At 72.3% G+C, this 26846-nt stretch carries 25 protein-coding genes; 12 read left to right on the forward strand and 13 right to left on the reverse strand.

Annotated features, from left to right (window positions below; all coding sequences use genetic code 11):
- Window positions 1-84: 84 nt before the first annotated feature.
- On the forward strand, window positions 85-987 hold the full coding sequence (locus tag ACZ6S5_RS19305; protein WP_466002330.1) for a TAXI family TRAP transporter solute-binding subunit: 903 nt from the start codon (window positions 85-87) through the stop codon (window positions 985-987).
- Between the two features lie 15 nt (window positions 988-1002).
- On the opposite strand, the gene ACZ6S5_RS19310 is transcribed toward ACZ6S5_RS19305, so the two are convergent.
- The 3 genes from ACZ6S5_RS19310 to ACZ6S5_RS19320 all read right to left on the reverse strand — a co-directional run bounded on the left by ACZ6S5_RS19310 (window position 1003) and on the right by ACZ6S5_RS19320 (window position 3481).
- Window positions 1003-2424 carry a sensor histidine kinase gene (locus ACZ6S5_RS19310; RefSeq protein ID WP_466002192.1) on the reverse strand — a complete coding sequence of 474 codons (1422 nt, stop codon included), beginning with the start codon at window positions 2422-2424 and terminating at the stop codon, window positions 1003-1005.
- Window positions 2425-2434: 10 nt separating this feature from the next.
- On the reverse strand, window positions 2435-3103 hold the full coding sequence (locus ACZ6S5_RS19315) for a response regulator transcription factor (protein ID WP_466002194.1): 669 nt from the start codon (window positions 3101-3103) through the stop codon (window positions 2435-2437).
- 66 nt (window positions 3104-3169) lie between these two features.
- Complete coding sequence (locus ACZ6S5_RS19320) at window positions 3170-3481, reverse strand: hypothetical protein (protein WP_466002196.1); 312 nt, start codon at window positions 3479-3481, stop codon at window positions 3170-3172.
- Between the two features lie 56 nt (window positions 3482-3537).
- Here ACZ6S5_RS19320 and ACZ6S5_RS19325 point away from each other — a divergent pair, with 56 nt between their 5' ends.
- Entirely contained in the window at window positions 3538-3876 is a 339-nt protein-coding gene (locus tag ACZ6S5_RS19325; protein ID WP_466002197.1) for a DUF952 domain-containing protein, read from the forward strand.
- Window positions 3877-4027: 151 nt separating this feature from the next.
- Entirely contained in the window at window positions 4028-4570 is a 543-nt protein-coding gene (locus ACZ6S5_RS19330; RefSeq protein WP_466002199.1) for an acyltransferase, read from the forward strand.
- Window positions 4571-4633: 63 nt separating this feature from the next.
- On the opposite strand, the gene ACZ6S5_RS19335 is transcribed toward ACZ6S5_RS19330, so the two are convergent.
- Complete coding sequence (locus ACZ6S5_RS19335; protein WP_466002201.1) at window positions 4634-6391, reverse strand: CDP-glycerol glycerophosphotransferase family protein; 1758 nt, start codon at window positions 6389-6391, stop codon at window positions 4634-4636.
- 463 nt (window positions 6392-6854) lie between these two features.
- Between ACZ6S5_RS19335 and ACZ6S5_RS19340 the strand changes: the two genes are divergently transcribed.
- The gene (locus ACZ6S5_RS19340) at window positions 6855-8885 is read left to right on the forward strand and encodes a DUF6541 family protein (protein ID WP_466002203.1); all 2031 of its coding nucleotides are present in this window, start codon (window positions 6855-6857) and stop codon (window positions 8883-8885) included.
- Window positions 8886-8956: 71 nt separating this feature from the next.
- On the opposite strand, the gene ACZ6S5_RS19345 is transcribed toward ACZ6S5_RS19340, so the two are convergent.
- Together ACZ6S5_RS19345 and ACZ6S5_RS19350 are read right to left on the reverse strand one after the other, a co-directional pair.
- On the reverse strand, window positions 8957-9916 hold the full coding sequence (locus ACZ6S5_RS19345) for a Gfo/Idh/MocA family protein (protein WP_466002205.1): 960 nt from the start codon (window positions 9914-9916) through the stop codon (window positions 8957-8959).
- Window positions 9913-11013 (reverse strand): DegT/DnrJ/EryC1/StrS family aminotransferase, encoded by a 1101-nt coding sequence (locus ACZ6S5_RS19350; protein ID WP_466002207.1) that lies wholly within the window; start codon window positions 11011-11013, stop codon window positions 9913-9915. Before ACZ6S5_RS19350 ends, ACZ6S5_RS19345 begins: the two co-directional genes overlap by 4 nt.
- Before the next feature lie 220 nt (window positions 11014-11233).
- Here ACZ6S5_RS19350 and ACZ6S5_RS19355 point away from each other — a divergent pair, with 220 nt between their 5' ends.
- Entirely contained in the window at window positions 11234-12376 is a 1143-nt protein-coding gene (locus ACZ6S5_RS19355) for a lysylphosphatidylglycerol synthase domain-containing protein (RefSeq protein ID WP_466002209.1), read from the forward strand.
- A gap of 69 nt (window positions 12377-12445) precedes the next feature.
- On the opposite strand, the gene ACZ6S5_RS19360 is transcribed toward ACZ6S5_RS19355, so the two are convergent.
- The 4 genes from ACZ6S5_RS19360 to ACZ6S5_RS19375 are packed head-to-tail and all read right to left on the reverse strand — an operon-like array spanning window position 12446 to window position 16204.
- Window positions 12446-13630, reverse strand: coding sequence for a glycosyltransferase family 4 protein (locus ACZ6S5_RS19360; RefSeq protein ID WP_466002211.1), 1185 nt, complete (start codon window positions 13628-13630; stop codon window positions 12446-12448).
- A gap of 11 nt (window positions 13631-13641) precedes the next feature.
- Entirely contained in the window at window positions 13642-14109 is a 468-nt protein-coding gene (locus ACZ6S5_RS19365; RefSeq protein ID WP_466002213.1) for an acyltransferase, read from the reverse strand.
- A complete protein-coding gene (locus ACZ6S5_RS19370; RefSeq protein ID WP_466002215.1) occupies window positions 14106-15038 on the reverse strand; it encodes an NAD-dependent epimerase/dehydratase family protein in 933 nt (310 codons plus the stop codon). Before ACZ6S5_RS19370 ends, ACZ6S5_RS19365 begins: the two co-directional genes overlap by 4 nt.
- 29 nt (window positions 15039-15067) lie before the next feature.
- Window positions 15068-16204 (reverse strand): DegT/DnrJ/EryC1/StrS family aminotransferase, encoded by a 1137-nt coding sequence (locus ACZ6S5_RS19375; RefSeq protein WP_466002217.1) that lies wholly within the window; start codon window positions 16202-16204, stop codon window positions 15068-15070.
- A gap of 118 nt (window positions 16205-16322) precedes the next feature.
- Here ACZ6S5_RS19375 and lhgO point away from each other — a divergent pair, with 118 nt between their 5' ends.
- A complete protein-coding gene (gene lhgO / locus ACZ6S5_RS19380) occupies window positions 16323-17519 on the forward strand; it encodes an L-2-hydroxyglutarate oxidase (RefSeq protein ID WP_466002219.1) in 1197 nt (398 codons plus the stop codon).
- Between the two features lie 126 nt (window positions 17520-17645).
- On the opposite strand, the gene ACZ6S5_RS19385 is transcribed toward lhgO, so the two are convergent.
- The gene (locus tag ACZ6S5_RS19385) at window positions 17646-18254 is read right to left on the reverse strand and encodes a TetR/AcrR family transcriptional regulator (RefSeq protein ID WP_466002332.1); all 609 of its coding nucleotides are present in this window, start codon (window positions 18252-18254) and stop codon (window positions 17646-17648) included.
- A 220-nt stretch (window positions 18255-18474) separates the two neighbouring features.
- Here ACZ6S5_RS19385 and ACZ6S5_RS19390 point away from each other — a divergent pair, with 220 nt between their 5' ends.
- The 4 genes from ACZ6S5_RS19390 (at window position 18475) to ACZ6S5_RS19405 (ending at window position 23567) form a co-directional block, all read left to right on the forward strand.
- Window positions 18475-19368, forward strand: coding sequence for an ABC transporter permease (locus ACZ6S5_RS19390; RefSeq protein WP_466002221.1), 894 nt, complete (start codon window positions 18475-18477; stop codon window positions 19366-19368).
- The gene (locus tag ACZ6S5_RS19395) at window positions 19361-20179 is read left to right on the forward strand and encodes an ABC transporter ATP-binding protein (RefSeq protein WP_466002223.1); all 819 of its coding nucleotides are present in this window, start codon (window positions 19361-19363) and stop codon (window positions 20177-20179) included. Before ACZ6S5_RS19390 ends, ACZ6S5_RS19395 begins: the two co-directional genes overlap by 8 nt.
- Window positions 20180-20322: 143 nt before the next feature.
- Window positions 20323-21834, forward strand: coding sequence for an SDR family NAD(P)-dependent oxidoreductase (locus ACZ6S5_RS19400; RefSeq protein ID WP_466002225.1), 1512 nt, complete (start codon window positions 20323-20325; stop codon window positions 21832-21834).
- A gap of 17 nt (window positions 21835-21851) precedes the next feature.
- Entirely contained in the window at window positions 21852-23567 is a 1716-nt protein-coding gene (locus ACZ6S5_RS19405; RefSeq protein ID WP_466002227.1) for a CDP-glycerol glycerophosphotransferase family protein, read from the forward strand.
- A 39-nt stretch (window positions 23568-23606) separates the two neighbouring features.
- On the opposite strand, the gene ACZ6S5_RS19410 is transcribed toward ACZ6S5_RS19405, so the two are convergent.
- Window positions 23607-24443, reverse strand: a complete 837-nt coding sequence (locus tag ACZ6S5_RS19410) for an IS5 family transposase (protein ID WP_466002229.1) — start codon at window positions 24441-24443, stop codon at window positions 23607-23609.
- Between the two features lie 315 nt (window positions 24444-24758).
- Between ACZ6S5_RS19410 and ACZ6S5_RS19415 the strand changes: the two genes are divergently transcribed.
- Both ACZ6S5_RS19415 and ACZ6S5_RS19420 read left to right on the forward strand, forming a co-directional pair.
- Window positions 24759-25394, forward strand: coding sequence for a class I SAM-dependent methyltransferase (locus tag ACZ6S5_RS19415; protein WP_466002231.1), 636 nt, complete (start codon window positions 24759-24761; stop codon window positions 25392-25394).
- A 16-nt stretch (window positions 25395-25410) separates the two neighbouring features.
- The gene (locus tag ACZ6S5_RS19420) at window positions 25411-26028 is read left to right on the forward strand and encodes a GyrI-like domain-containing protein (RefSeq protein ID WP_466002233.1); all 618 of its coding nucleotides are present in this window, start codon (window positions 25411-25413) and stop codon (window positions 26026-26028) included.
- A 48-nt stretch (window positions 26029-26076) separates the two neighbouring features.
- Here the strand turns inward: ACZ6S5_RS19420 and ACZ6S5_RS19425 are convergent, their stop codons facing one another.
- Window positions 26077-26829 carry an alpha/beta fold hydrolase gene (locus ACZ6S5_RS19425; RefSeq protein ID WP_466002235.1) on the reverse strand — a complete coding sequence of 251 codons (753 nt, stop codon included), beginning with the start codon at window positions 26827-26829 and terminating at the stop codon, window positions 26077-26079.
- Between the last annotated feature and the right edge of the window lie 17 nt (window positions 26830-26846).

The raw sequence follows: 26846 nt of genomic DNA on the forward strand, positions 1-26846 counted from the left end.
GGTGCACGACGCACAGTGCTGCCCGTGAGCCGACACTGGTCTGCGCCCGGGCGGCGCCGGGTCGCGGCGCCGGTGGCGCTGCTGATGCTGCTGCTACCGGCCCTGGTCGGGGTGGCCGGCTGCCGGGACGAGCCGCGCGATCCGGTACAGATCCGGATCGCCACCGGCAGCCCGACGGCCGTCTACCACGCCTTCGGCCAGTCGCTGGCGGCCATCCTCAATCGCGAGCTGCCCGGGGTGCGGGCCAGCGTGGTGGTCACCGCCGCCTCGGCGCAGAACGTCCGGCTGGTCGGCTCCAGGCAGGCGGAGCTGGGGTTCACCCAGGCCGACGTGCTGCCGCCGCGCTCCCCCGAGCATCCGGCGGTGCTCGCCGTGGCCCGGGTCTACGACGACCTGCTGCACCTGGTCACCACGGCCGGCGGCCCGGTACGGACGCTCGCGGACCTGCGTGGCCGGCGGGTGTCGGTGGGCGCCGACGGCTCCGGCACCGAAGTCACCGCGATGCGACTGCTCCAGGTGGCCCACCTCGACGGCGACCAGGTCCGCCAGGAGCACCTGGGCCTGGACGACTCGGTGGCGGCGCTGCGCGCCGGCCGGATCGACGGGTTCTTCTTCTCCGGCGGGCTGCCGGTGCGTGGCGTAGCGCAGCTGGCCGGCAGCACCGCCGTGCGGATGGTCGACCTGGGCGAGTGGACCGAGCCGCTGCGCCGCGGTTACGGGCAGGTCTACGTGACCCGGGACATCCCCCGCTCGGTCTACGGAACCGACCCGGTGAGCACGGTGGCGAACCCGAACTATCTGATCGTCCGCGCCGATCTGCCGGAGCCGCTGGTCCGGGAGGTGACCCGGCTGCTGATGGAACGCCGGGCCGAGCTGGCCGCCGCACATCCGGCGGCCGGCCGGATGAGTCCCCGGTCGGCGATCGTCACCACCCCGCTGCCGCTGCATCCCGGCGCCGCGGACTGGTACGTCGCCAGCAAGCCCTGACGGTCCGGGCGCGGCTCAGGCCCGGACGGCCGTGGCGCCGACCGACCCACCGTCGAGGTCGGCGGCCTCGTCCGGGGCGGGGAACCACAGCTCGGCGACGAGCCCCCGGGGCTCGCCCTGGCGCATGGTGAGCCGCCCGTCGGAGGCGTCGACCAGCACCGCCACGATGGTCAACCCCAGCCCGACCCCGTCCACGTTCTGCGCGTCGGGTGCCCGCCAGAACCGCTCGGTGGCCTGGTCGAGCTGGCTGGCCGTCATGCCGGGCCCGGTGTCCCGCACCTCCAGCGCGATTCCGCCCCCGGCCGGGCGGACGGTCACCGTGACCTCTCCCCCGGCGCCGCTGAACTTGACCGCGTTGTCGATCAGCGCGTCGAGGGCCTGGTCGATCGCCGTCGGCACGGTCCGGGCGTACGCGGGGACGTCGGGGACGTCGAGCCGGAGGGTGACCGACCGGTGCCGGGCCAGCGGCAGCCAGGCCGACACCCGGGAGGCGGCGATCCCGGCCGCGCCCACCGTGACCCGCTGGTTCTCCTCGCGTTCGGCCCGGGCCAGGGTGAGCAGCGCGTCGAGCACGGTGGCCAGCCGGTCGGTCTCCTCCAGCGCCAGCCGGTGCTCGGCCCGGCCGTCGGCGTCGGCCAGGCTCGGTCCCAGCTCCTCCACCCGCAGCCGCAGCGCGGTGAGCGGGTTGCGCAGCTGGTGGCTGGCGTGCGCCACGAAGGCCCGCTGCCGGTCCATCACGTCCGAGACCACGTCGGCCATGTTGTTGAAGCTGGCCGCCAGCCGGCGCAGCTCGGGCGGACCGAGCCGGAGGCGGACCCGGGCGGCCCGGCGCCCCTCGGCGATCTCGTGAGTGACCGCGTCCAGCTCGGTGACCGGGCGCAGCACCCAGCCGGCCAGCCCGAACGCGGTGGAGACGCAGGCCAGCACGGCGAGCAGGCCGATCCCGGCGAGCAACAGCCACCACGCGGTGACGGTGCGGCGCACCTTCCCGGCCGGGGTGGCGGTGACCACCGCGCCGAGCACCTCGCCACCGTCGTTGATCGGTACGGCCACCACCAGCGGGCCGTCCACCCAGGGCCACACCGAGTCCGGGCCGCTGAACTGCTGACCGGCCAGCGCGGTGTCCAGCGCCGTGTCGGCGCCGGTGCCGAACTCCCAGCTCACCGAGGCGGTCACGGTGCGCCGGTCCCGGTCGACCACCGCCGCCCCGATGCCGTAGAGGTCGTCGTAGGCGGCCAGTTCCGCGTCGAGCGGGCCGGGGCCGCCGCCGCGCAGCGCCGGGCCGGCCAGCGAGGCGAACCGGGTGGCGTCGGCGAGCCGGTCCGCGCGTACCCGCTCGGTCTCCCGGGTGGCGAGGGTGGCCGCCAGCGGGGTCTCCAGGGCCAGCAGCACCAGCACCATCAGGAGCAGGTAGCTGATCACGAGCCGGCGACGCACCCCGGCCTCCTCACTCGCCGCGGAGCCGGTAGCCGACCCCGCGTACGGTCTCCACCAGGGTCGGGTCGCCGAGCTTGCCGCGCAGCGAGCCGACGTGCACCTCCACCGTGTGCCGGTCGGCCCAGGTGGTGCCCCAGACGTCGAGCAGGATCCGGTCCCGGGGCACCGCCACGCCGGGCTGCCGGGCCAGCGAGAGCAGGATGTCGAACTCCTTGCGGGTGAGGGTGACCGCCCGGCCGGCGACGCTGACCGTGCGGCCGCCCACGTCGATCCGGACCGCGCCCGCCTCGATCAGGTTGCGCTCCGGCACGGTGTGCGCGGCGCGGCGCAGCACCGCCTCGATCCGCGCCTGGAGTTCCACCATGGAGAACGGCTTCACCACGTAGTCGTCGGCGCCCAGCCGCAGGCCGAGCACCCGGTCCCGTTCCTCACCCCGGGCGGTCACCGCGATGATGCCGAGTTGGCTGCTGCGCCGGCGCAGCTCCCGGCACAGGTCGGTGCCGTCGCCGTCGGGCAGGGTCAGGTCGAGCAGCACCAGGTCGCAGGGGGCGGCGGAGAGCGCCGCCTCGACGGTGGCCGCGTGCTCCACCTGGTAGCCGCGCCGGGTCAGGGCGGACGAGAGGGCGGCCGCCACCCGGCGGTCGTCCTCGACCAGGAGGATCCGCACCCGTGTCTCCATCCGCTCGACGTGCTGCCCTGCGAATGGTGGCAGACGTGGCGGCGGGACGGGAGGGCCGGCCTCGGGTCAGAGTCCGAAGACCTCGTCGGCGGTGGCGTCCCGCACCCCGTCCACGAAGCCGCGGAAGCCGGGGTCGTCGTGGCTGGCCGGCACGCTGGTGACGTTCTCCCCGGTGGCCTGGGTGACGGCGTCGACCAGCGGCGGGTAGTCGGTCTCGGCGTCGGTGAAGCTGTCGTCGTCGGCCTGCCCGAGGTTGATCGCGTGCTGGACGTCCTCGGTGGGGGTGTCCGGGTCGGCGGCCCACTCGGTGCCGTACCGGTAGCACTCGTCGTAGACGGCCCGCTGGCCGTCGGTCCAGTCGTCGTCGTAGCTCTGCATCCCCATCCCTCCGCGGGCCTCCACCCGAGCATGCCGGAACGCCGTAGGCTGCGGTGGTGATCTACAAGATCCTCACGACCAGCGAGTGGGTTCGGGCGCAGGCGGCCGGGGAGTTCACCGGCACCGAGATGGACCGCCAGGACGGCTTCATCCACCTTTCCGCGGCCGACCAGGTGGTGGAGACCGCCCGGCGGGTCTTCGCCGGGGTCACCGGCCTCACCGTGCTCGCCGTCGACCCGGACCGGCTCGGCGCCGCGCTGCGCTGGGAGGTGTCCCGGGGTGGGGCGCTCTTCCCGCACCTGTACGCGGCGCTGCCGGTCGGGGCGGTGGTCGCGGTACACCCGTTGCCGGCGGACCGGCCGGCCGCCGACGCGGTCGCCGAACTGCTGCCCTGACGGCTCGTTATGCTGCGTCGAGCCCGCGCCGCCACCGGGAGCCCGGGGTGGCCGGGTGGTCCTGGCCCGGGCGGGCCCGCGGCGGTACGCCGGCGCGGTCGCCCGGCACCATCGGCGCGACGACGCGCCCCTGCGACGATGCGAGAAGACAATGACTGACACCAACGACCGGTCCGCCTCCGTCTTCGTCCACCCGACGGCCGACGTGGAGGAGGGCGCCCAGGTCGGCGACGGCACCAAGGTCTGGCACCTGGCCCACATCCGGTCGAGCGCGCAGGTCGGCTCCGGCTGCGTCATCGGCCGCAACGTGTACGTCGACGCGAACGTCACCGTCGGCGACCGGGTGAAGATCCAGAACAACGTCTCGGTCTACCAGGGCGTCACCATCGAGGACGAGGTCTTCGTCGGCCCTTGCGCCGTCTTCACCAACGACTTCCGGCCGCGGGCCCAGAACCCGGACTGGACGATCACCCCGACCCTGGTCCGCCGGGGCGCCTCGATCGGCGCCAACGCCACGCTGGTCTGCGGCATCGAGGTCGGCGAGTACGCGATGATCGCCGCCGGCTCGGTGGTGACGAAGGACGTCAAGCCGTACCAGCTGGTGGCCGGCAACCCGGCCCGGCCGAAGGGCTGGGTGGACGAGAAGGGCGAGGTCGTCTCCCGCGACGTCGACAACCCGCCGCACCAGGGCTGAGGCCCGCACACGACGAACGGGGAGGGCACCGGCCCTCCCCGTTTCCGTGTCCGCCGCGGCGGCTCAGCCGCAGAGCCGGCCGATCTCCGCCCGGAACCGCTCCATCGAGTTCGGCTCGTCCGGCCCGAGCAGGTACGTCTTCAGCTCCCGCCGCGCCTCGGTCATCGGGTCGTCGCCGGCCCGGGTCAGCGCGAGGATCTTCTCCAGCTCGCCGCAGTCGGCGGAGAGCAGGTACGCCGCCCGCGAGGTCGGGAAGTCGCGCCGGAACTCGTCTTCCGGCAGCCCGCTCGGGTTGGCCACCACGTACGGGCGCTGGCTCTGCACGAAGTCGGAGACCACACTGGACACGTCGCTGATCAGCAGGTCGGTCTGGTTGAAGCAGTCGAACAGCGCGGGCGTCCGCCCGGTGACCACCCGGTGGCCGGTGCCGTCCAGCGAGGACGCGTCGGGGTCGCCGCCGGCGGCCCGGATCAGCCGCACCACGCGCTCGTGCACCGCCTTGGCCTCCTTGGACCGGGAGCCGGTCAGCGGGTGCGGCTTGTAGATCAGCCGCACCGAGGGGCGGCTCTCCAACAGGCCCTTGACGATCCGCTCCCCCATCAGCACCAGCGAGGTGTGGTACGGGTCGTCGTCCAGCCAGCCCTCCCAGGTCGGCGCGTAGAGCACGGTGAACGGCCGGTCGACCGACTCGGCGCCGAAGGTGTGCACGCCGGTGAGCTGCGGCCGTCCGATCTCGACGATGTCCTCGTCGCGGACCCCGACGGCGGCCCGGGCGTAGCGCTCCCGCCCGGCCAGACCGGCCACCCAGACCTCGTCGTACACCTTGCTGTACGGGTTGACGCTGGCCTGCTTGTCGCTGTCGCCGTGACCGACGAAGACGTGCTTCATGCCGGGCTCACGGAGCATGTGGATGTTCGCGCCGACGTTGGCGGCGTAGAGCGCGGCGCGGACGCTGCCGAGCTCCAGGTTCATGAAGTCCGGACCGGTGGGCACGCAGATCACCGGCAGCCGGGTGTCGGCCAGTTCGTTGAACGCCTCCCGGCTGCGCATCAGCACCACCGCCGGCCGCTCCAGCGCCTCGGTCGGGGCCAGCCACATGTTGGCCTGGTAGACGTCCTTGGCCGGGCCGGCGAAGTAGAGGGCCACCTCGGGCCGGTAGCTGTCCAGCCAGCGCTGCACCGCGGGCAGCAGGGTCGGCTGGCCGCTGCCCCGGCCGCGCAGCCAGGTCGCCGCGACCACCAGGCCGACGACCGCGGTGACCAGGGTGGCCATCCCGGCGGCGACGAGCGCGGGGGCGACGTCGTCGGCCACGGCGGCGGCCACCGCGCCGGGGATCAGCAGGACGTTCAGGAAGGGCAGCCGCTCACCGGCGACGCCGGCGGCCCAGGACGGCGGGCGGGGCGCGGCGCGCATCGGGCCGAGGTCGATGTTGCGGACCAGCGCGGAGAGCGGGTTACGCCGGTCGATCATCGTGTTCAGCGCGCCGGCGAAGATGGCGATCACCCAGACCGCGGCCACCAGCAGCATCAGCCAGGTGACCGGGACCGCGCCCGGGCGCACCGCGGAGACGACCAGCAGCACGCTCGCCAGGTCGCGGGTGAGCTGACGGTAGGACTTCGTCAGGCCGACCTTCTCCAGCAGCACCTCGGACGCCGTCGACCACCGCATCATGGCGAACTCGCCGAGCACGGCGAGCGTGCCCGCCACGGCGAAGAGAACCGGTTGGCCGAACGCACCGGCCAGCAGCGTGACCAGGTAGCACAGCACCACCAGCGCGCCCCGGGCGGCGACGCCCGCCGGCCCCATCAACTTGCCGAACAACGAGTACGCTCCCTACGAGATCGACAACTGGCGTGGCCGGCGCGGGCCGGCGCGGACCCGGGTCCGCTGCCACGGGCGGGCTGGCTGATCGGCGCCGGCGCTTCCCGGCGGGCCGCCGCGAGAACGGACCCGCCGCGCGCATGCCGCTCCATCATCGTCCCCCACCGGACCGCGTCGACGCCAACCGCGGGCCCCTGCCGCAGCGTAGGTGTGACCTTAACGTGAGGGAAGCCACCGGTATCGCTGGGGTGTCGCCATCTGACGCCGTTGCTCCTATTCGTCCGCGTCCCCGCCGCCCCATCGCGGCGGCGGGCCACGGCGTCAAGGTCGCGTTCCTATACTGGTCCGGCCGTTCGCCGACCAGGCCGCCACGGCAGCAGCGGCCACACCGGGCGCGGCACGTCGACACGGGCCGGCCGGCCGCCGCCGGAGACCTGGCGTCCCCTCGAAAGGATCCACGGGTTTGACGACCTTGATCGCGCTCGCCGTCGCCATCGTGCCCGGCGCGTTGCTCGGCTTCGCCCTTCCCCCGGGGCGCTACCGGTGGGCGGCCTGGGCAGCGTCGCCCGCGCTCACCCTCGGCCTGACCACCCTGGCCATGTCGTGGCTGCCGAAGCTCGGCCTGCCGCACAGCGCGCTGGCGGTGCTCGTCGCCGAACTGCTCCTCGCCGGCCTGGCGGTGCTCGGCTCCCGGCTGGTCGCCCGCGGGCTGGTCGAGTCGGCCGAGGACGGCACCCGGCCGGGGCTGCGCGCCCGGCTGCGCCTGCCTTCCGTCCGGCCGCACTGGTCGGACCTGGTGGGGGTCACCGTGCCGGCGCTGGTCAGCGTGGCGTTCGGCTGGCTGATCCTGGGCCGGCTCAACGCGCCGCCCGGATGGGACGCGATGAACCACGGCTTCCTCACCCGACGGATCATGGACACCGGCAGCGTGCTGATCTCCTCGGCGTGCACCACCGGCGCCACCGACACCGCGCTCTCCTGCTCGTTCTATCCCCTGGCGGCGAACGTCTCCTGGGCCCAGGCCGCCGAGCTCTCCGGCGGCCGGATCAGCACGGTGATGACCGCCTGGTCGATCATCCTCGGCCCGCTCGCCCTGGTCGCCGGGGTCTACGCGGCGGTGCGCGCGCTCGGTGGCCGGCCGATCGTGGCGGCCTGCGCCGCGGCCGCACCGGCGGTGCTCGGGCCGATGTGGCTCTCGGTGGTCACCGGACGGATCACCGAGCAGACCGCGCCCAGCGTGGCCGGCGCGGTCGCCCTGCTCATCGCCCTCGCGCTGCGCGGCACCCACCCGGTGCGGGTGGGCCTGCTGGCCGGTCTGGCCGGCGCCGGAATCGTGATGACCCACACCTACGACGTGCTCTTCATCGGGGTGCTCGCCCTGGGCATGGCGGCGACGCTGACGGGCCGGCCGGTCTGGCGCCGGATGGGCGCCGGCCTCGCCGCGATGGTCGTGGCAGGGCTGGTGCCGCTGCTGCCGTTGATCGGGGTCCTGCTCGGCGCGAACGGCGAACGGATCTCCAACCCGCCGCCGCTGCTCGGCAGGTACGGCGAGTCCTGGGAGTACTGGGTCACCGACCCGCAGCGCTACATCCTGTTCGGCTTCCCGCAGGTGGGCGGCCGGGACTACCAGCTCGACGTGCCGACCATCCAGGTCGGGCTCTGGATCGTGATCCCCTGCCTGCTGCTGTCGCTGTTCGCGCTGGTGCTGCGCCCGCTGCGCTGGGCCCGCCCGTGGCTGGTCGCCGGGGTGATCTTCACCCTGATCGGCTACTGGACCTCGGCGTCCGACTCGCCGGCCGCGACCACGCTGTCCAGCCTCTGGTACGGCGTCCGGGAACGGGTCCGCTCGATGATCTTCCCGGTCTACGGGTTGCTGACGGTGGCCGGCGCGGTGGTGCTCGGGCTGGCCATCGCCTGGCTGGTGAGCCTGGTGGCGGCCCGCGCCCGGGCGCTGCGCGGCTCGCCCGTGCCGGCCGCGGTCGCCGCCGTGCTGGTGGTGCTGACCCTGCTCGGTCTCGGCGCGGCGCCGGACAGCTGGCGCGCCATCCGCGACGAGATGAAGAGCCGGACCCCGCTGGGCAAGTCCTATCCCGAGGCGTTCCGCTGGCTGCAGGAGAACAACCCGCCCGGCAGCGTGGTCGCGTACGACCGGCACCGCGAGTTCATGAGCTGGTCCTACGCCGACTACGACGTGCCGCTGCTGTTCGGCATCCCGCCGCTGCCGGGGCTGCCCGCCGAGAACTACGAGAAGCGCTGGGACGCCTGGAACTGGCTGGTGAACAGCGAGGACGCCAGGCCGGCCGGGTGCGAGGTGCGCCGGCTCAACATCAGCTACGTGGTGACCGGCAAGCGGAAGATGCCGGGCGCCTGGGAGAAGCACTACGAGCCGGACCGGCTGGTCGCCAGCAACCGGCTCGAACTGGTCCACCAGGTCGGCGGCATCCGGATCTACCGGGTCACCGACGCCGGGCGGGCCTGCCCCGGGACGAGCTGACGGCGTCGTCCGACGACGGCGAACGGCCCCTGACCGATCCGGTCAGGGGCCGTTTCCGATGACGCCGGGAATCAGCGGCCGGCGAAGAGCGCGCCGACCGCCCGGTGCGCCGGCAGGATCCGCCGCCGCTCCTCGTCCGCGTCGGCGGTGCCGGCGAGGATGTCCAGGAAGTGGTCGAGCTGGGCGGCGAGCGGCTCCCGGTTGGTGATCAGCTCAGGTACCTCGATGATGCTCTGCTGCCGGTAGCCCCGACCGTCCGGGGTGGCGGCGTCGGAGGAGACGTGCCGGTAGATGGTGACGTCCTTGCGGATCAGGTCGGCCTCGATCAGCCGGTCGACCTCGCTGATCACCAGGGTGCGCACCTTGCGCTGGCCGATCCGGCTGGCCGAGACGTTGGCCAGGGCGCCGTCGCCGAAGCTGAGCACCGTCTCCGCCACGTCCTCGGCCCCGGTGACCGAGTCCGGGTGGAAGAAGCCCATGGTGCCGTGCACGGTGACCGGCTCCTGGCCCCGGAACGCCTGGATGGCCAGGTCCACGTCGTGGATGAGCAGGTCCCAGGCGACGCCGGTGCGGATCCGCGGCGCGTACGGCGAGTGCCGGGTCGCGGTCAGGTGCACCGGGCGGTCGACCAGCGCGAGCGCCGTCCGCACCGCCGGGTTGAACCGCTCCAGCAGGCCGCAGAGCAGGGGTACGCCGCGCTTCTCGGAGACGGCGACGATCTCCTCGGTCTCGGCGAGGCTGCCGCAGACCGGCTTCTCGATCAGCAGCGGCTTGTCGGCGCTCAGCACCTGGTCGGCGAGGCCGTGGTGGATCTCGGTCGGCGCGGCGACGACCACCGCGTCGACGTCCGACAGGTCGGCGAGGTCGGGCGCCCAGGCGGCGCCGTAGCGCTCGGCGACCTGCTGGCCGACGGACCGGCGCGGCTCGATCACCTTCGCCAGCTCGGCGCGCTCGGACTGGGCGATCACGCGGGCGTGCAGCGAGCCCATCGCGCCGGTGCCGACGAGGGCGAGACGCAGCTTGGCGGTCACGCGCCCACCGCCTTCCGGACGGCCTCGATCACCTGGTCGACCTGGCTGTCGGTGAGGTGGTGGTGCACCGGGATGGAGACGCACTGCCGGACGACCCGCTCGGTGACCGGGGCCGGGTCGGCGATCACCCGAGGGTGGTCGCGGTAGCACTCGTAGTCGTACACGGTCTTCGGGTAGTAGATGCCGCACCCGACGCCGGCCGCGGTGAGCCGGTTGATGACCTCGTCCCGGTCGACCGGCGCCTCGTCGGTGACCAGCAGCGTGTACTGGTGCCAGACGTGCGAGCGGCCGGGCAGCTCGGTGGGGAGCCGCAGGCCCGGCACGTCGGCGAGGCCGGCGGAGAGCCGGGCGGCGTTGTCCTTGCGCCGCTTGACGTTGTCGCCGTACGCGGCCAGCTGCGGGATGCCCAGCGCCGCCTGCAGGTCGGTGAGGCGGTAGTTGTGGCCGGCCATCTCGTACTGGTAGCGCGCCCGCATGCCCTGGTTGCGCAGCACTCGCAGCTTGTCGGCCAGCGCCGCGTCGTTGGTGGTGATCATGCCGCCCTCACCGGTGGTGAGGTTCTTGGTGGCGTAGAGCGAGAAGGTGCCCAGGCCGAAGCTGCCCGCGCCGCGGCCGGAGATGGTCGCGCCCAGCGACTGCGCGGTGTCCTCCACGATCGAGAGGCCGTGCTGCTGGGCCAGCGGGACGATGGTGTCCATGTCGGCGGGCTGCCCGTACAGGTGGACCGGCATCAGCACCCGCGTACGCGGGCCGACCGCAGCCGCGAGGGCCTGCGGGTCGACGCAGAAGTCCTCCTCGCGGATGTCCGCGAAGCGCGCGGTGGCACCCGCCTCCAGGATCGCGTTGAGGGTCGCGACGAAGGTGAAGGGGCTGGTGACGACCTCGTCGCCGGGCTCGAGGTCGAGCACCTGCAGGGCGGCGACGAGGGCGGTGGTGCCGTTGTTGACCGCGACCGCGTGCTCGACACCGACGAGATCGGCGAACTCACGCTCCAGCCGGGCCACCATCGGGCCCTGCGCCAGCACGCCCGAGCGGATCACCTCGACCGCCAACCGTTCGGCCGCCTCGTCGAGCTTGACGACGGAAATCGGGATCACCGGAGTTCTCCTCCTTGAGATGGTGGGGGCCTGGGAACGGTAGCAGCGCGCGAGACGAGGGGCACACCTGGACCGGCGCGAGGAGCGCTACGCCACGCTCCGGACGGGCGGACTCGCCGCGCCGGCCGGATTCGTGGCGGCGGGGAACCTGCGCTACCCTCGGCGTTTGCTCGTCCCAGTCCATCCGAACGGATAAAAGCGACGCGGAGGCATGAAGGCCGTGGCAGAGACCGCGACGCAGGTCGACGACCTGAACCCCCCGGCCGGGCAGGCCGGCGCCACCTCGAAGTCGACCGGCCGGCTCTCCCTCGCCGTACGCGTCGTGGTGATCGCCCTGATCGCCGCGGGCATGGTCTGGAGCGTCGTGCACCAGTGGCCCGACGTGCGGGAGACGTGGCTCCACCTGGCCTGGCCCTCGGTGGTGCTGGCCGTGCTGGCCGTGCTGGCCGGCATGTTCGCCAACTCGATGGCCTGGCGGGCCGCCGCGGACGACCTGGAGCACCGGGTGTCCGTGCCGGCCGCGCTGCGCATCTGCATGGTGGGCCAGCTCGGCAAGTACATCCCGGGCAGTGTCTGGGCGTACGTGCTCCAGATGGAGCTGGGCCGGCGCGCCGGCCTGCCGCGCGCCCGCGCCTTCCTGGCCACGCTGGTGGCGCTCGGCCTGGGCGTGGTCGCCGCGCTCGGCCTGGGCCTGCTCAGCCTGCCCGCGCTGCTGGACGCGACGGCCGCGAACGGCTCCGAGTACGCCGAGCCGGTCCGGGTGGCGCTGTGGATCGTGGCGATCCTCTTCCCGATCGCGCTGATCTGCGCCATCCCGGCGGTGCTCACCCGGCTGATCCAGCTCACCCTCAAGGTGCTGCGCCGGGAGCCGCTGCACCACCGGCTCACGCTGCCCGGCGTGCTGCGGGTGATCGGCTGGAGCGCGCTCGGCTACACCATGTTCGGCGTGCACCTGTGGCTGCTGGCCAACGCCCAGGCGGCGCCGGGCGTCGGCGGGCTGCTGCGCAGCATCGGCTCGTTCGCCATCGCCATCACGGTCGGCATGTTCGCCTTCCTGTCCCCGTCCGGCCTGGGCGTCCGGGAGGCGGTGCTGGTCGCCACCCTCGCGCCGTTCCTCGCCGACGCGGGCGGCGTCGGCGCCGCCACCGGGATCGCGCTGGCCTCCCGGCTGATCTTCACGGTGGCCGACCTGCTGGGCGCGGGCATCGCCGCGCTCTCCGGGATGCGGCAGGTCCGGCAGGCCACCGGGGAGGAAACCGCCGTGACGGCGACGGAGCCGGCCGAACCGGCCGCCCCGGTGGTCCGGACCCCGGCGCCGCGTTCCGGCGAGGAGCAGCCGGAGAGCGCGCCCGCCGCCCGCTGACCCGCGCGAGCCACCCCGAACCGAACGAGGCCCCCGACCTGCTGGTCGGGGGCCTCGTGGCGTACGGGGTCAGCGTCGGGCGGCGGCCATCTCGCCGAGCACCTCGAGGTGCCGGTCGAGGACCCGCTCCAGGCTGAACCGCTGCCGGATCAGGGCCTGCCCGTTCACGCCGATCTGCTTGGCCACCACGGGGTCGGTGAGCGCGGCGATCAGCCGCTCGGCCAGCCCGCCGACGTCGCCGGGCTCACAGAGCAGGATGTTCTCCCCGTCCCGCAGGGCGATGCCGGGGAAGTTGTCCGCCCGGGCCGGCGCGACCACCGGGACACCGGCCGCCATCGCCTCCAACGTCGCCGTGCCGAGGCCCAGGCCCTGCTCGTGCGACTCGACGGTGGCGGCGGCGAGCAGGTCGGGGATCTCGCTCTTGGGCACCTTGCCCGCGGTGACCACCGCGTGCTCGACGCCGAGCGCCCTGGCCCGCTCCTGGAAGACCGGGTAGTAGATCTGGCCGGCGACCAGCAGCTTCGCGTCCGGCACCTTGGCCAGAACCTCGGGCAGCGCCTCGACGAGCGCGATCCGGTCCCGCAGCGGGATGACGTGGCCGACCGAGAGGATCACCGGCGAGTCGCCCAGGCCGTACCGCTCGCGGACCCGCTGGCCGTTGCCGCCGGTCACCCACTCGGGATCGACGCCGACCGGGATCGGCACCAGGCCGGAGTGCGCGCCCTGGTAGCGCTGCTGGATGTACTCCTGCATGAGCACGTCCATGACCACCAGCCGGGGCTTGGACCGCCGCATGAACGGCTTGACCATGGCGGCGTCCAGGCCGCGGAAGACCTTGGCGTACCGGGCCTGCGGGTTCTCCAGCCGGGTGTGGATGGACAGCAGCGTGGGGACGCGGCGCTTGCGCGCGTACAGCGACGTCGCCCAGGTCAGGTCGAAGAACTGGCCGTGCTGGTGGATGGCGTCCGGCCGGAAGTCGTCGAGCAGCTTGCGGACCTGGCGCAGCAGGCTGGGCCGGCTGGTGAACGAGATGTCGAAGCTCACCGCCAGCCGGGTCTGCGGCAGCATCCAGGCGGGCAGCCGGACGATCCGGAGGCCGTCACGCTCCTCCTCGGCCGGCGCGTCCTGGTAGGCGGCCGTGAGCACGAGCACCTCGTGGCCGGCCGCCGCGTAACCCTTGGCGAGCGACTCGGACAGGTGCGAGCTGCCGCCCGCGCGGGGCGGGAAGAAGTTGTTGACCACTGCGATACGCACGGGGGTAACTCCTAGCTCTCCACGACCGGCACGAACCGGACGTCGGCACCGTCCAGCTCGACTGTGGACACCACCCGGGCCGGCACCCCGGCCACGACCGCCCCCGCCGGCACATCCCGGGTGACCACGGCGCCGGCGCCGACCACCGCGCCGTCACCGATGGTGACGCCCATCATCACCGTCGCGTTCGCGCCGATGAAGACCCGGTCACCGATGCGGACCGGTGCCCGGTCCACCGAAGCATAGGCCCGGCCGGAGACGCAACGGCGAGCCGTGGAATGCGTGTAGATCTGCGCTCCGCAGCTGATGTCGCAGCCCGCGCCGATGGTCAGGCCGCCGGAGCCGTCGATGACGGTGAACGCGCCGATCCAGGTCCCCGACCCGATCTCGGGCTCACCGATGACCCAGGCGTGCGGGTTGTATGGATTCGCCGGGAGCCCGTGCGACGACGGGCCCCCGGCGGACGGCGGCTGGGTCACGCCACCTCAGTCTTGATCAGGTCGGTCATCCCGTCCCCGACGGCGATGGTCGGCTCCCAGCCGAGCACCTCCTTGGCCCGGGTGATGTCCGCCGCCCGGCGGCTGACCAGCACCTCACGCGGGTTGAACTGCGGCTGCACGTCGACGCCGACCGCGCTGATGAGGATCTCGGCCAGGGTGGCAATCGAGGTGTCGATACCGGTGCCGATGTTGATCGGCACGTTGCCCTGCTCGGCCTCCATGGCGGCGACCACCGAGCGGGCGATGTCGTGGACGTGGATGAAGTCCATCGACTGCTCGCCCTTGCCGTCGATGACCGGCGGCTCGCCGTTCTTGAGCCGCTTCACGAAGTGGTTGATCACCGAGGTGTAGTACGCGGTCGGCTTCTGGCCCGGGCCGTACACGTTGAAGAAGCGCAGGGCGATCCAGTTCAGGCCCTTGCTGCGCTGGTAGAAGCCGAGCAGGTCCTCACCGGCCCGCTTGGAGATGCAGTACGGGGTCAGCGGGTCGAGCCGGTCGTCCTCGTGCATCGGCAGCTTCTTCGGGTCGCCGTACACGGACGCGGACGACGCGAAGACCAGCCGCTTGACGCCGTGGTCGGCGGCGGCGGCGAAGACGTTGTGGTTGCCGACCATGTTGATGTCGATCGACTCGTAAGGGTCGGCCTGGCTCTTGTTGATCGAGACCGCGGCGAGGTGGATGACGTAGTCGCAGCCCTTCATGGCCGCGTGCACGGCGCCGCCGTAGCGGACGTCCTGGTCGATCAGCTCGACGTCGCCGGTGGCCACCAGCTCGGCGATCCGGTCCCGGTCACCGCGGAACATGTTGTCGAAGATGCGGACCTTGTAGCCCTTCTCCAACAGCATCGGGACCACGTGCAGGCCGATGAAGCCCGCGCCTCCGGTGATGAAGACGGTCTGCTTCGACATGGTGGACGGTGTCCTTCCTGAGGGGGTTGTCAGCGGGTGGCGATGGAGTCGACGACCTCGGTGAGCGTGGCCGCGACGGTCTCGACCTGCGCGTCGGTGAGGTTGGCGTGCATCGGGATGGCCAGGTGGCGGGCGAAGAGGTCGGCCGACACCGGGCACGGGTCGGTCTGGCCGTAGAGCGGCTGGGCGTGCGACGCGTAGGTGCCGAAGGTGCACTGCACGCCGCGCTGACGCAGCTCCATCGCCACCGCGCCGCGGTCCACCCGCGGGTCGAGGGTGACCACGTAAGACTGCCAGGGGTGCTCGCGGTCCGGCGCCTCGTACGGCGTGGTGATCAGCTCGTGGTCCTTGAGCAGCTCGCCGTAGCGGGCGGCGATCGCGCGCTTGGTGGCCAGCAGGTCCGGCAGCCGGTCGAGCTGGGCGATCATGATGGCCGCGGCGACGTCGGAGAGCCGGTAGTTGTAGCCCAGCTCGGTGAAGCTCGGGATGGGCAGGTTCGACAGCTCGGCCCGGGTGAGCGCGCCCTCGACGCCGTAGGTGTGCAGCTTGCGGGCGTGCGCGGCCAGGTCGTCCCGGTTCGTGACGTACGCCCCGCCCTCGCCCGCGGTGATGCCCTTGCGGCCGTGGAAGCTGAAGGTGGCGACGTCGGCCAGGCTGCCGGCGGGCCGGCCCTTGTAGGTGGCGCCGGCGGAGCAGGCGGCGTCCTCGACCAGGAACAGCCCGTGCTTGTCCGCGATGGCGCGCAGCTCGTCGTAGTCGGCCGGCTGGCCGAACGCGTCGACGGCGATGATGCCGACGGTACGCGGGGTGATGGCGGCCTCGACCGCGGCCGGGTCGACCGTCCAGGTGTCCGGACGGACGTCGGCGAAGACCGGCTTGGCCCCGGTCCACATCACCGAGTGGCCGGTGGCCGGGAAGGTGTAGTCGCCGACGATGACCTCGTCGCCCGGCTTGGCACCGAGAGTGAGCAGCGCCAGGTGCAGCGCCGAGCCGCAGTTGCTCGTGGCGAGCGCGTGCTTCGTACCGACGGCGGCGGCGAACCGCTCCTCGAAGCGACGACTGGTGGGCCCGGAACCAGCGAGCCAGCCCGAGGCGAAAACCTCGGCGATGGCGGCGAGTTCGGCCTCGCCGACCGTGGGCTGACCGAGCGCGATGACCTCAGACATAAGACTCCCCGAGTGATGGACCCGGTGAAGTGTAGGCCACCCCCGGGGGTCGGGCGCGAGTCGGGCGCACGGCCCCCTTCGTTACCATCGGTCGCGGCGTCGGCCTGGGGAGATGATGATGACAAGGTTCGTGGTCGTGGGTGGCGGCATCGTCGGGCTCGCCGTGGCGCACCGGCTGGTGACCGACCGTCCCGGGGACTCGGTCACCGTGCTGGAGAAGGAGTCCGGCTGGGCCGCGCACCAGACCGGGCACAACTCCGGGGTGATCCACGCCGGCGTCTACTACAAGCCGGGCAGCCTGAAGGCCACGCTCTGCAAGGCCGGCAGCGCGTCGATGAAGGAGTTCTGCGCCGAGCACGGCCTGGCGTACGACGTCTGCGGCAAGCTCATCGTGGCCACCGACGAGGCCGAGCTGCCCCGCCTGCACGACCTGCACCAACGGTCGCTGGCCAACGGGCTGCCGGTGAAGCTGATCGGCGCCGACGAGGCCCGCGAGTACGAGCCGCACGTGGCGGCGGTGGGGGCGCTGCACGTCGCCTCGACCGGCATCGTCGACTTCGGCGCGGTCTGCCGCAAGCTCGCCGAGCTGCTCGACGCGGGCGGCGCGGACCTGCGTACGGGCACCGAGGTGACCGGGGTCACCAACCGGGGTGGCGAGGTGGTGGTGAGCACCACGCGGGGCGAAGTGGCCGGCGACGTGCTGATCAACTGCGCCGGCCTGCACGCCGACCGGATCGCCCGACTGTCTGGAGTGTCCGCTCCGGTCCGGATCATCCCGTTCCGTGGCGAATACTACGAACTCGCCCCGCAACGCCGGGACCTGGTCCGGGGGCTGATCTATCCGGTGCCGGACCCGCAGTTCCCGTTCCTCGGGGTGCACCTGACCCGCATGATCGACGGCAGCGTGCACGCCGGCCCGAACGCGGTGCTCGCCACCGCCCGCGAGGGGTACTCGTGGGGCCGGATCAACCTGCGGGACGTCTGGGACGAGCTGACCTACCGCGGCCTCTGGGCGCTGGGCCGCAAGCACTACCGGTACGGCCTCACCGAGGTGGCCCGCTCGCTGTCGAAGAAGCGCTTCACGGCCAGCCTCGCCCGGCTCGTGCCGGAGCTCACCCCGGCGGACATCGTGCCGGCCGGCGCGGGCGTACGGGCGCAGGCGATCCTGCCCGACGGTGGCCTGGTGGACGACTTCCTGATCGTCGAGGGCGACCGGCAGGTGCACGTGCTGAACGCCCCCTCCCCGGCGGCGACCAGCTCGCTGGAGATCGCCCGGCACATCGTCTCCCGGCTCCCGGTCGACCAGCCCGGCTGACCGCCCGCCCACCCCGCGGGGCCGGCCGTCGCCCGCTGTGCGGCAGGTCGGGGTCTCACCGGCGTGGGACCGGCCGCGTTGCGGCAGATCGCGGCCTCCCGCCCGACCGGGTACGCAGGGTGGCGGTCAGACCGCCGGGTCGGGCACCGCGACGTCGCGCTGGCGGGGCACCGCCGGGGCCGCGGCCAGCCCGGTGGCCACCGCCTCCACCAGAGCCTCCAGGTACGCGTCGGTCGGCGCCGCCCGGACGATGGCCAGCCGCCAGTAGAGCGGCCCGACGATCAGGTCGACCGCGGCGTCCAGGTCCACCCCGGCCGGCAGCTCGCCGCGGCGTACCGCCCGCTCGACCAGCCGGCCGCCGATCTCCTGCTGCTTGCTGCGCAGCACCTGCTGGAGCGCCTGGTCCAGGGTGGGGTTCCGGGCCGCCTCGGCGAGCAGGTCGGGAATGATCTGGGAGGCCAGCGGGTGGCGCAGGGCGTGCGTGACGACCTGGAACAGCAGGTTGAGGTCGCCCCGCAGGCTGCCGGTGTCCAGCGCCGGCAGCTTGCTGCCGGCGGCCGCGACGACCGTCTCCAGCACCAGCTCCAGCTTCGAACTCCAGCGCCGGTAGACCGCGGTCTTGCTCACCCCGGCCCGGCGGGCGACCGCCTCGATGGAGAGCCGGCCGTAGCCCACGGCGGCGAGTTCCTGCATCAGGGCCTTGCGAATGGCCGTGGTGATCTCGCCCCGCAGCACCGCCGCACCGGCGGGTGCGCGCCTCTTCCCGGTCGTCACGTGAGACTCTTCTCGGCTGTCACGTGGGACAATGTACCGTAACGACGATACGGTTGCGTCCCGACGTGTTTTGGACTACCGTCCACCCCGCGACGAGCCCCCTCCGGCACCCGCGGGCGCACCGGACCAGCTCATCGTCACCCCCCGTCCCGTTGGTACGAAAGATCGGAGCGCCCAGCTCATGGCCAACACCGCCCTGGCCGGCCCCGACGCGGGCCTGACCCAGGCGCAGCTGGCCGCTCGACACGGCCTGCGGGTCGCCGGTGAGCGGCCGTCGCTGGTCGAGTACAGCCGCCGACTCTGGGCCTACCGGCACTTCGTTGCCGCGTACGCCAACGCCAAGCTCGTCGCCTCGTACAGCAACGCCAAGCTGGGCCAGGTCTGGCAGGTGCTGACCCCGCTGACCAATGCCGCGGTCTACTACCTGATCTTCGGCCTGGTGCTCGCGCAGAACACGATCCCGAACTTCATCGCGTACCTGACCACCGGCCTGTTCATCTTCAACTTCACGCAGAGCGCGATCCTGGCCGGCACGCAGTCGATCAGCGGCAACCTCGGGCTGATCCGGGCCCTGCACTTCCCCCGGGCGAGCCTGCCGCTGGCCGCCACGCTCACCCAGTTCCAGCAGCTGCTGGCCTCGATGGTCGTGCTGATCGGCATCGTGCTGGTCACCGGCGAGCCGCTCACCCTGGAGTGGCTGCTGCTGCCGCCGGCGCTGCTGCTCCAGGCGGTGTTCAACGCCGGCGTGGTGCTGATCGTCGCCCGGATGGGCGCCAAGGCCAGCGACCTGAAGCAGGTCATGCCGTTCATCATGCGCACCTGGATGTACGGCTCCGGCGTGCTCTACAGCGTGCGGCTGTTCAACCGGCTGCCGGAGTGGGCCGCCACGCTGATCGAATTCAACCCGATGCTGGTCTACATCGAGCTGGCCCGGTACGCCCTGCTGGAGCAGGCGCCGATGCTCAACGAGTCGCTGACCCAGCTCTGGCTGGTGGCGGCCGGCTGGGCCCTGCTGACCGGCATCGGCGGGTTCATCTACTTCTGGCGCGGCGAACAGGAGTACGGCCGTGGTTGATCACTTCACCGGTTCCAACGAGGCCACGCAGGCGCTGCCCACCCTCCAGGCGCGGATCCCCACCGTGGTGGTGGACGAGGCGCACATCGTCTACCGGGTGCACAAGGGCGCCACCGGCGGCAGCACCCCGGTCGCCGCGCTGCGCCGGCTGGTCAAGCGCACCCAGGCGCCGAACGTGCGCGAGGTGCACGCGGTCAAGGGGGTCAGCTTCACCGCGTACCGGGGCGAGGCGATCGGCCTGATCGGCAGCAACGGGTCCGGCAAGTCCACCCTGCTGCGGGCGGTCGCCGGCCTGCTCCCGGTCGACCGGGGCGCGATCTACACCCAGGGCCAGCCGTCCCTGCTCGGCGTCAACGCGGCGCTGCTCAACGACCTCTCCGGTGAGCGCAACGTCACGCTGGGCTGCCTGGCCATGGGCATGCCGCCCGAGGAGGTCGCCCGGCTCACCCCGGAGATCATCGAGTTCTCCGGCATCAACCAGCGCGGCGACTTCGCCTCGCTGCCCATGCGCACCTACTCCTCCGGCATGGCCGCCCGGCTGCGCTTCTCCATCGCCGCGGCGAAGAAGCACGACGTGCTGCTCATCGACGAGGCGCTGGCCACCGGCGACAAGGGCTTCCGCAAGCGCAGCGAGCAGCGGGTCCGGGAGCTGCGGGAGGGAGCCGGCACGGTGTTCCTGGTCAGCCACCAGCTCTCCTCGATCCGGGACACCTGCGAACGGACGATCTGGCTGGAGTCGGGCGAGCTGCGCATGGACGGCCCCACCGACGAGGTCATCCGGGCCTACGAGGACTTCTCGAACGGCAGGTAACGTCGAAGTGCCCACCCGGTGGCCAGGGGACGCCGACATGCGCCGTCACCGGTGTGGGTCATCCGAACAGACACGTTAGGGTTCATCCGGTCGCCCGGCGGCCATCCCCCATCGTTGGGCATCGTTGAGAGTGAGGATCGGCAATGACGCAGGACCACACCACCAGCCCGGACACCGCGACGGCGGCGACACCGTGGCGGCCCTCGCGGACGGTGGCGGTGGTGCTGGCCGGCGGCACCGGGACCCGGCTCGGCCTGGGCATCCCCAAGCAGCTGCTGAAGATCGCCGGTAAGCCGATCATCGAGCACACCCTGGCCGTCTTCGAGGCCGCGCCCGAGATCGACGAGATCATCGTGCTGATGGCCACCGGCCACGTGGCCGAGGCCCAGCAGATCGTCGACAAGGCCGGCTTCCGCAAGGTCAGCAAGGTCATCGAGGGGGGCGACACCCGCAACGCCACCACCCGGATCGCGCTGGACGCGGTCGGCGAGGGCGACGTCAACATCCTCTTCCACGACGCGGTCCGCCCGCTGGTCAGCGCCCGGATCGTCCGCGAGTGCGTGAACGCGCTCTGGACGTACTCGGCGGTCGACGTGGCGATCGCCTCCGCGGACACGATCATCCAGGTCGACGAGGAGGACTGCATCGTCGACATCCCGGTGCGGTCGACCCTGCGACGCGGGCAGACCCCGCAGGCGTTCCGCTCCGGCACCATTCGCGAGGCCTACCGCCTCGCCGAGGGCGACCCGAACTTCGCCGCCACCGACGACTGCGGCGTGGTGCTGCGCTACCTGCCCGGCACCCCGATCAAGGTGATCGACGGCTCCGACGAGAACATCAAGGTCACCCACCCGGTCGACGTGCACCTGGCGGACAAGCTCTTCCAGCTCGCCGCCGCCCAGGCGCCGCGGCTGAGCGACCACCGCAGCTACACCGAGGAGCTGGCCGGCCGCACCGTGGTCATCTTCGGCGGCAGCTACGGCATCGGTCACGACCTGGCCGAGCTGGCCCGCCGCTACGGCGCGCAGGTCTTCCCGTTCAGCCGGTCCAGCACCGGCACCCACGTCGAGCGCGCCCAGGACGTCGACGCCGCGCTGAAGACCGCCTTCGAGGCGACCGGCCGGATCGACTACGTGGTGGTCACCGCCGGCATCCTGGAAAAGGGTGCGCTGGCCGAGATGGACCAGGACACCATGGACCGGGTGCTCCAGGTCAACTTCGTCGGCCCGGTCATCGCCGCCCGGCAGTCCCTGCCGTACCTCCAGCAGACCAAGGGCCAGCTGCTGCTCTACACGTCCAGCTCGTACACCCGGGGCCGGGCCGAGTACGCGCTCTACTCCGCCACCAAGGCCGCGCTGGTCAACCTGACCCAGGCGCTCGCCGACGAGTGGGCCGAGTTCGGCGTACGGGTCAACTGCGTCAACCCGGAGCGCACCGCCACCCCGATGCGGACCAAGGCGTTCGGCGCGGAGCCGGAGCACACCCTGCTGTCGGCCGAGGCCGTCGCCCAGGCCTCCCTGGACGTGCTGATCTCCGAGCTGACCGGCCAGGTGATCGACGTACGCCGGGCGCCGGGTGAGCCGGTCGTAGCGGTGCCGGCCCAACCGACCGGCGGCGCGGACGACGAGCTCTCCAGCGGCGTCGACGCCGGCTGACGGAGGCGACCGGCGACATGCGTGGTGACCTGGTCCGGAAACTGCTCGCCCGGGTGCTGACCACCGGGCTGGCGGTGCTGGCGTTCCTCGTCGTGGCCCTCACCGGGGCGACCGGCTGGGGTCTGGCGATCGCCGTCGCCGCGCTGGCCGCCGCCGCGGTCGAGCGCCGGATCCGGCCGAACGCCGACGCCGTGGCCGAATCGGTCCTGATCGCCGCCGGCATCCTGGTCGGGTACGCGCGCCGGGTCGACCACACCTTCGACCCGGCGCTGGCGCTCGCCGCACCCGTCCTGCTCGGCCTGGTGCTGCTGGCGGGACCGCTGCGCGCCGCCGGCGCGCTGGAGATCCGGGCGGCCAACCTCCCGGTCCGCTCCTGGGCCCCCCGGGTCGCCGCCCGACTCGACGACGCGCTGCTCGGGCTGCTCGCCGTGGTGGCGGTGGCCGCTGGCCTCGACCTGCCGGCCTGGGTGGCGCTGGCCGCCGTCCTGCTGGTCGCGGCCGGCTGCGGCGCGACCGGGCTGGACCTGGCCCGGCGCCGGTTCCGGCCGCCGGCCGGGGGCGGCCCGGTGGGCCGGGCGCTGCGCCGGCATCAGCCGGAGTTCGTGCTCTACTTCTCCGCCCCACCCGGGTCGGAGTACCAGGTCACCATGTGGCTGCCCTACCTGGAGCGGATCGGCCGGCCGTTCATGGTCCTGGTCCGGGAGCCGGAGTACCTGTCCGTCATCGCCGCGGCGACCCGGGCGCCGGTGGTCTTCTGCCCGACACTCAAGGCCATGGACGAGGCGCTGGTGCCGAGCCTACGGGTGGCGTTCTACGTCAACCACGGCGCGAAGAACAGCCACTGCGTCCGCTTCTCCCGGCTCACCCACGTGCAGCTGCACCACGGCGACAGCGACAAGGCGCCCAGCGCCAACCCGGTCTCCGGCATCTTCGACAGGATCTTCGTCGCCGGCCCGGCCGCGATCGAGCGGTACGCCCGGGCCGGTGTGGAGATCCCGGCCGAGAAGTTCGTCGTCGTCGGCCGGCCACAGGTCGAGGCGATCGAGGTACGCCGGGAGCCGGCGCGCGGCCTGACCGCCCCGACCGTCCTCTACACCCCGACCTGGACGGGGCACCACGCCGACGCGAACTACTGCTCGTTGCCGGTGGCCGAGACCATGGTGCGCCGGCTGCTCGACCGGGGGGCCACGGTGATCCTCCGGGCCCACCCGTACACCGCGCAGAACCCCGCCTCGGCGCGACAGCTCGCCCGCCTCACCGAGCTGCTCACCGCGGACCGGGCCCGGTCCGGCCGGGCCCACCTGTGGGGCGCCGCGGCCGCCCGCGAGCTGACCCTGGCCGAGTGCGTGAACCGCTCCGACGCGTTGATCTCGGACGTCTCCGGGGTGATCTCCGACTACCTCTACTCCGGCAAGCCGTACGCGGTGACGGACATGGACGCCGACGGCACGGACTTCGTGGCGCGGTTCCCGCTCGCCGGCTCCGGCTACGTGCTGCGCCGGGACCTGTCCAACCTGGACGAGGTGCTGACCGACCTGCTCGACACCGACCCGAAGGCGGCGGACCGCTGGGTCACCCGGGCCCGCTACCTCGGCGACTTTCCCGACGACTCGTACGCCGAGGCGTTCCTCGACGCCGCCCGGCGGGAGCTCGAACCGCGCTGGAACCCGCCCACGCCGCGCGCCGCCGACGCGGTCACCCCGGACGGCTCGCCGCTCTTCCCGACCGCTTAGAGGGCGTCTGATTCACGTATTTTGCGAGTGATGCTGCCTTCAGTCGTGTCGCCAGGTTGGGGTGGTTTCGTTGGTGACGCGTTTGGTGAGGTTGTCGATCATGGCGATGCGGATCATGCTGGCGGAGTTGTCGGGTAGGGCTTCGTAGTCGCGGGCCAGGCGGCGGTGCAGCATGATCCAGCCGAGGGTGCGTTCGATGACCCATCGGCGTTTGACCACCGAGAATCCTTTGATGTGCGGGTCTTTGGCGACGACCTCGACGTCGATGCCGAGGGTGGCGCCGTGTTCGATGACCTTGTTCTTGAAGCCGGCGTCGACCCAGGTCTTGGCCAGGGCGGGATGAGCGGCTTTGGCCTGGTCGAGGAGGTTGATGCCGATGGTGTTGTCGCTGGCGCTGGCGGCGGTGACGATGACGGCGAGGAGCAGGCCGAGGGTGTCGGTGACGATGCCGCGTTTGCGTCCGACGATCTTCTTGCCGGCGTCGATGCCCTGGCTGGCCAGTGGTGCGTTGGTGGAGGTCTTCACGCTCTGGGTGTCGATCACGGCGGCCGTTGGTTGTGGGGTGCGTCCGGCCTTGGCGCGGGCCAGGCCGGTGAGGTCGTAGTTGAGCTGGGTGAAGAGGTCGTCGCCTGTCCAGGCGGTGAAGTAGCCGTAGACGGTCTGCCAGGGCGGGAAGTCGTGGGGCAGGTAGCGCCAGGCGATGCCGGTGCGGTTGACGTAGAGGATGGCGTTGAAGATCTCCCGCAGGTCGTGGGTGGCGGTACGTCCGCCGATCCCGGCGTCGGTGCGGGCCTGGCGCCAGGCGGTCAGCCGTGGTGCGATCAGCGCCCAGCGGGCGTCGGACAGGTCGGAGGGGTAGGCGGGTCGCTCGGCCACACGCCATGTCTACTGTGGACCACGGAGTGGATCGCAGTTGGGTCCGACGATTCCCGAACTTTCTGAACCAGACACGATCTGCGGATCAAAGCAGGGCATCTCGCATCGACATCAATCAGGTGAACCTGGTCCCAAAGGTGATCATTCGACCCTGCCGACGTCTCGCCGGCCAGACCCACGAAAGCAGCAATACGTAGTGGGAGTGATCAAAACGCCCAGTTAGGGCGCGTCTCACCGGACTTGTCGAGGCGAGCGCGGTGAAAGTCGTGCCGGGGCGGTCGCGGCGGGACACGCGACCGGTCCGTCCCGTTGATAATGATCGACATGACCGCGCGATACGACGAGGTGCTCGGCCCGCTGCGTGAGGCGTACGACGCGCGGGCGGCCGAGCGGGACGGGCTGATCAAGGAGCCGTGGAAGCTGGCGGAACGGCAGGCGTTCCGTGACCGGCTGGCGCCGGGCGCGCAGCTGCTGGAGATCGGCGCCGGCACCGGGCAGGACAGCGCCTACTTCCAACAGGAGGGCTTCGCCGTCGTCGCGGCTGACCTCTCGCCGGTGATGGTCGAGCACTGCCGGGCCAAGGACATCGAGGCCCACGTCATGGACTTCCTGCACCTGACCTTCCCGGCCGGCTCGTTCGACGCGGTGTTCGCGATGAACTGCCTGCTGCACGTGCCCAACCACGACCTGCCCGCAGTCCTGGCGGCGATCCGGGCGGTGCTGCGCCCCGGCGGGCTCTTCTTCGCCGGCATGTACGGCGGCAACGAAACCGCCGAAGGTCCCATCGACGGCGACGAGTACGTGCCACCGCGCTTCTTCTCGTGGCGCACCGATGAGCAGTTACTCGGCTTCGCCACCGCATGGTTCGACGTCGTGGACTTCCACCCCGTCGACGTCGGTCGCGGCCACCGGTTCCAGTCGCTGACGCTGCGCCGCCCGGACCCCGCATAGCGGAGTGGAGAGGACCATGGCGAAGTCGGACATCAAGCGGGATCGTAAGGACCTCTATGCCGCCCGCGCCGGCAGCTTCCAGCTCGTGGATGTGCCCGAGCTGCCGTTCCTGATGGTCGACGGCGAGGGCGACCCCAACACGTCAAAGTCCTACCAGGATGCGCTGGCAGCGTTGTACGCCGTTTCGTACGCGCTGAAGTTCGCCAGCAAGCAGCGGCTCGGCCGGGACCATGTCGTCGCTCCGCTGGAGGGCTTGTGGTCAGCCGATGATCCGGCCGCCTTCGTGACTCGGGCCAAAGGCGAGTGGCGATGGACCATGATGATCACACAGCCTGGGTGGATCACCGCTGACGTGGTGGACGAGGCGGTCCGGCTGGCCGCCACCAAGAAACACCTGCCGGCAGCGAACCAGATACGGTTCGAGCGGTACGCCGAGGGATTGTCCGTGCAGGCCCTGCACGTCGGCTCGTACGACGACGAGGGTCCCGTGCTCGAGCGCCTCCACCATGAGTTCATGCCGGCCAACGGCCTCACGTTCAACGGGCCGCACCACGAGATCTATCTCAGCGACCCGCGGAGGACCGAGCCGGCGAAGCTGCGGACCATCCTGCGCCAACCCGTGGCCCGTCGCTGACCACCACGCACGCGTTCCACCTCGGCCAGGTGCGACTGCATCAGGTCCTCACAGGTACGGGTCGAGCAGGGTGAGCACCGCCTCCGGGTCCTCGACGTGGGCGTTGTGGCCGAGCCCCGGCAACGTGGCGACCGGCACGCCCAGCTCCTTGAGCTGCGCGTCGGACACCATCGGATCCTGCTCGCCCCGGGCCAGCAGCACCGGCACGTCGGTCGCGGCGAGCAGGGCGGGCAGCCGCGGCTCCCCCACCGCGAAGGCGGCCGGGTCCATGGCCAGCCGCCAGCGGCCGTCCTCCCGGCGCAGCCCGGCGTCCACCACCGGATGGTCCGGGGCGAACAGCCCGGCCAGCCCGGAGACGCGCAGGTAGCGCCGGGCCGCCTCGTCCCGGCTGGCGAACCAGGTCACCGGCCGCCCGGCCAGCTCGCCGGCCTTCGCCAGCTCGGCCGGGGACCAGACGACCTTGATGCCCAGCCCCACCACGGCGTCCACCGGCAACCCCCGGGACCGCGCCGCCAGGGCCAGCGCCACCACTCCGCCGAGGGAGTGCCCGAGCACCACGAGGCGGTCCCGGGCACCGAGCCGTTCGGCGACCGGGCCGAGCCCCTCCAGCACCCGGCGGGCGAGGGCTTCGAAGGAGTATTCGGGCAGCGGCGGGGACCAGCCGTGGCCGGCCAGGTCGGGGGCGAGCCAGCGGCCCGCCCAGCGGCGCTCCAACAGCGGCGCCCAGGGCAGCCACACCTCGCCGGTGGCGCCCATGCCGTGCAACAGCAGCAGATGGCGGGTACCCGTCGCGTCACCCATACGGCGCAGTGTGCCAT

The sequence above is a fragment of the Micromonospora sp. NPDC051924 genome, assembly GCF_055586005.1.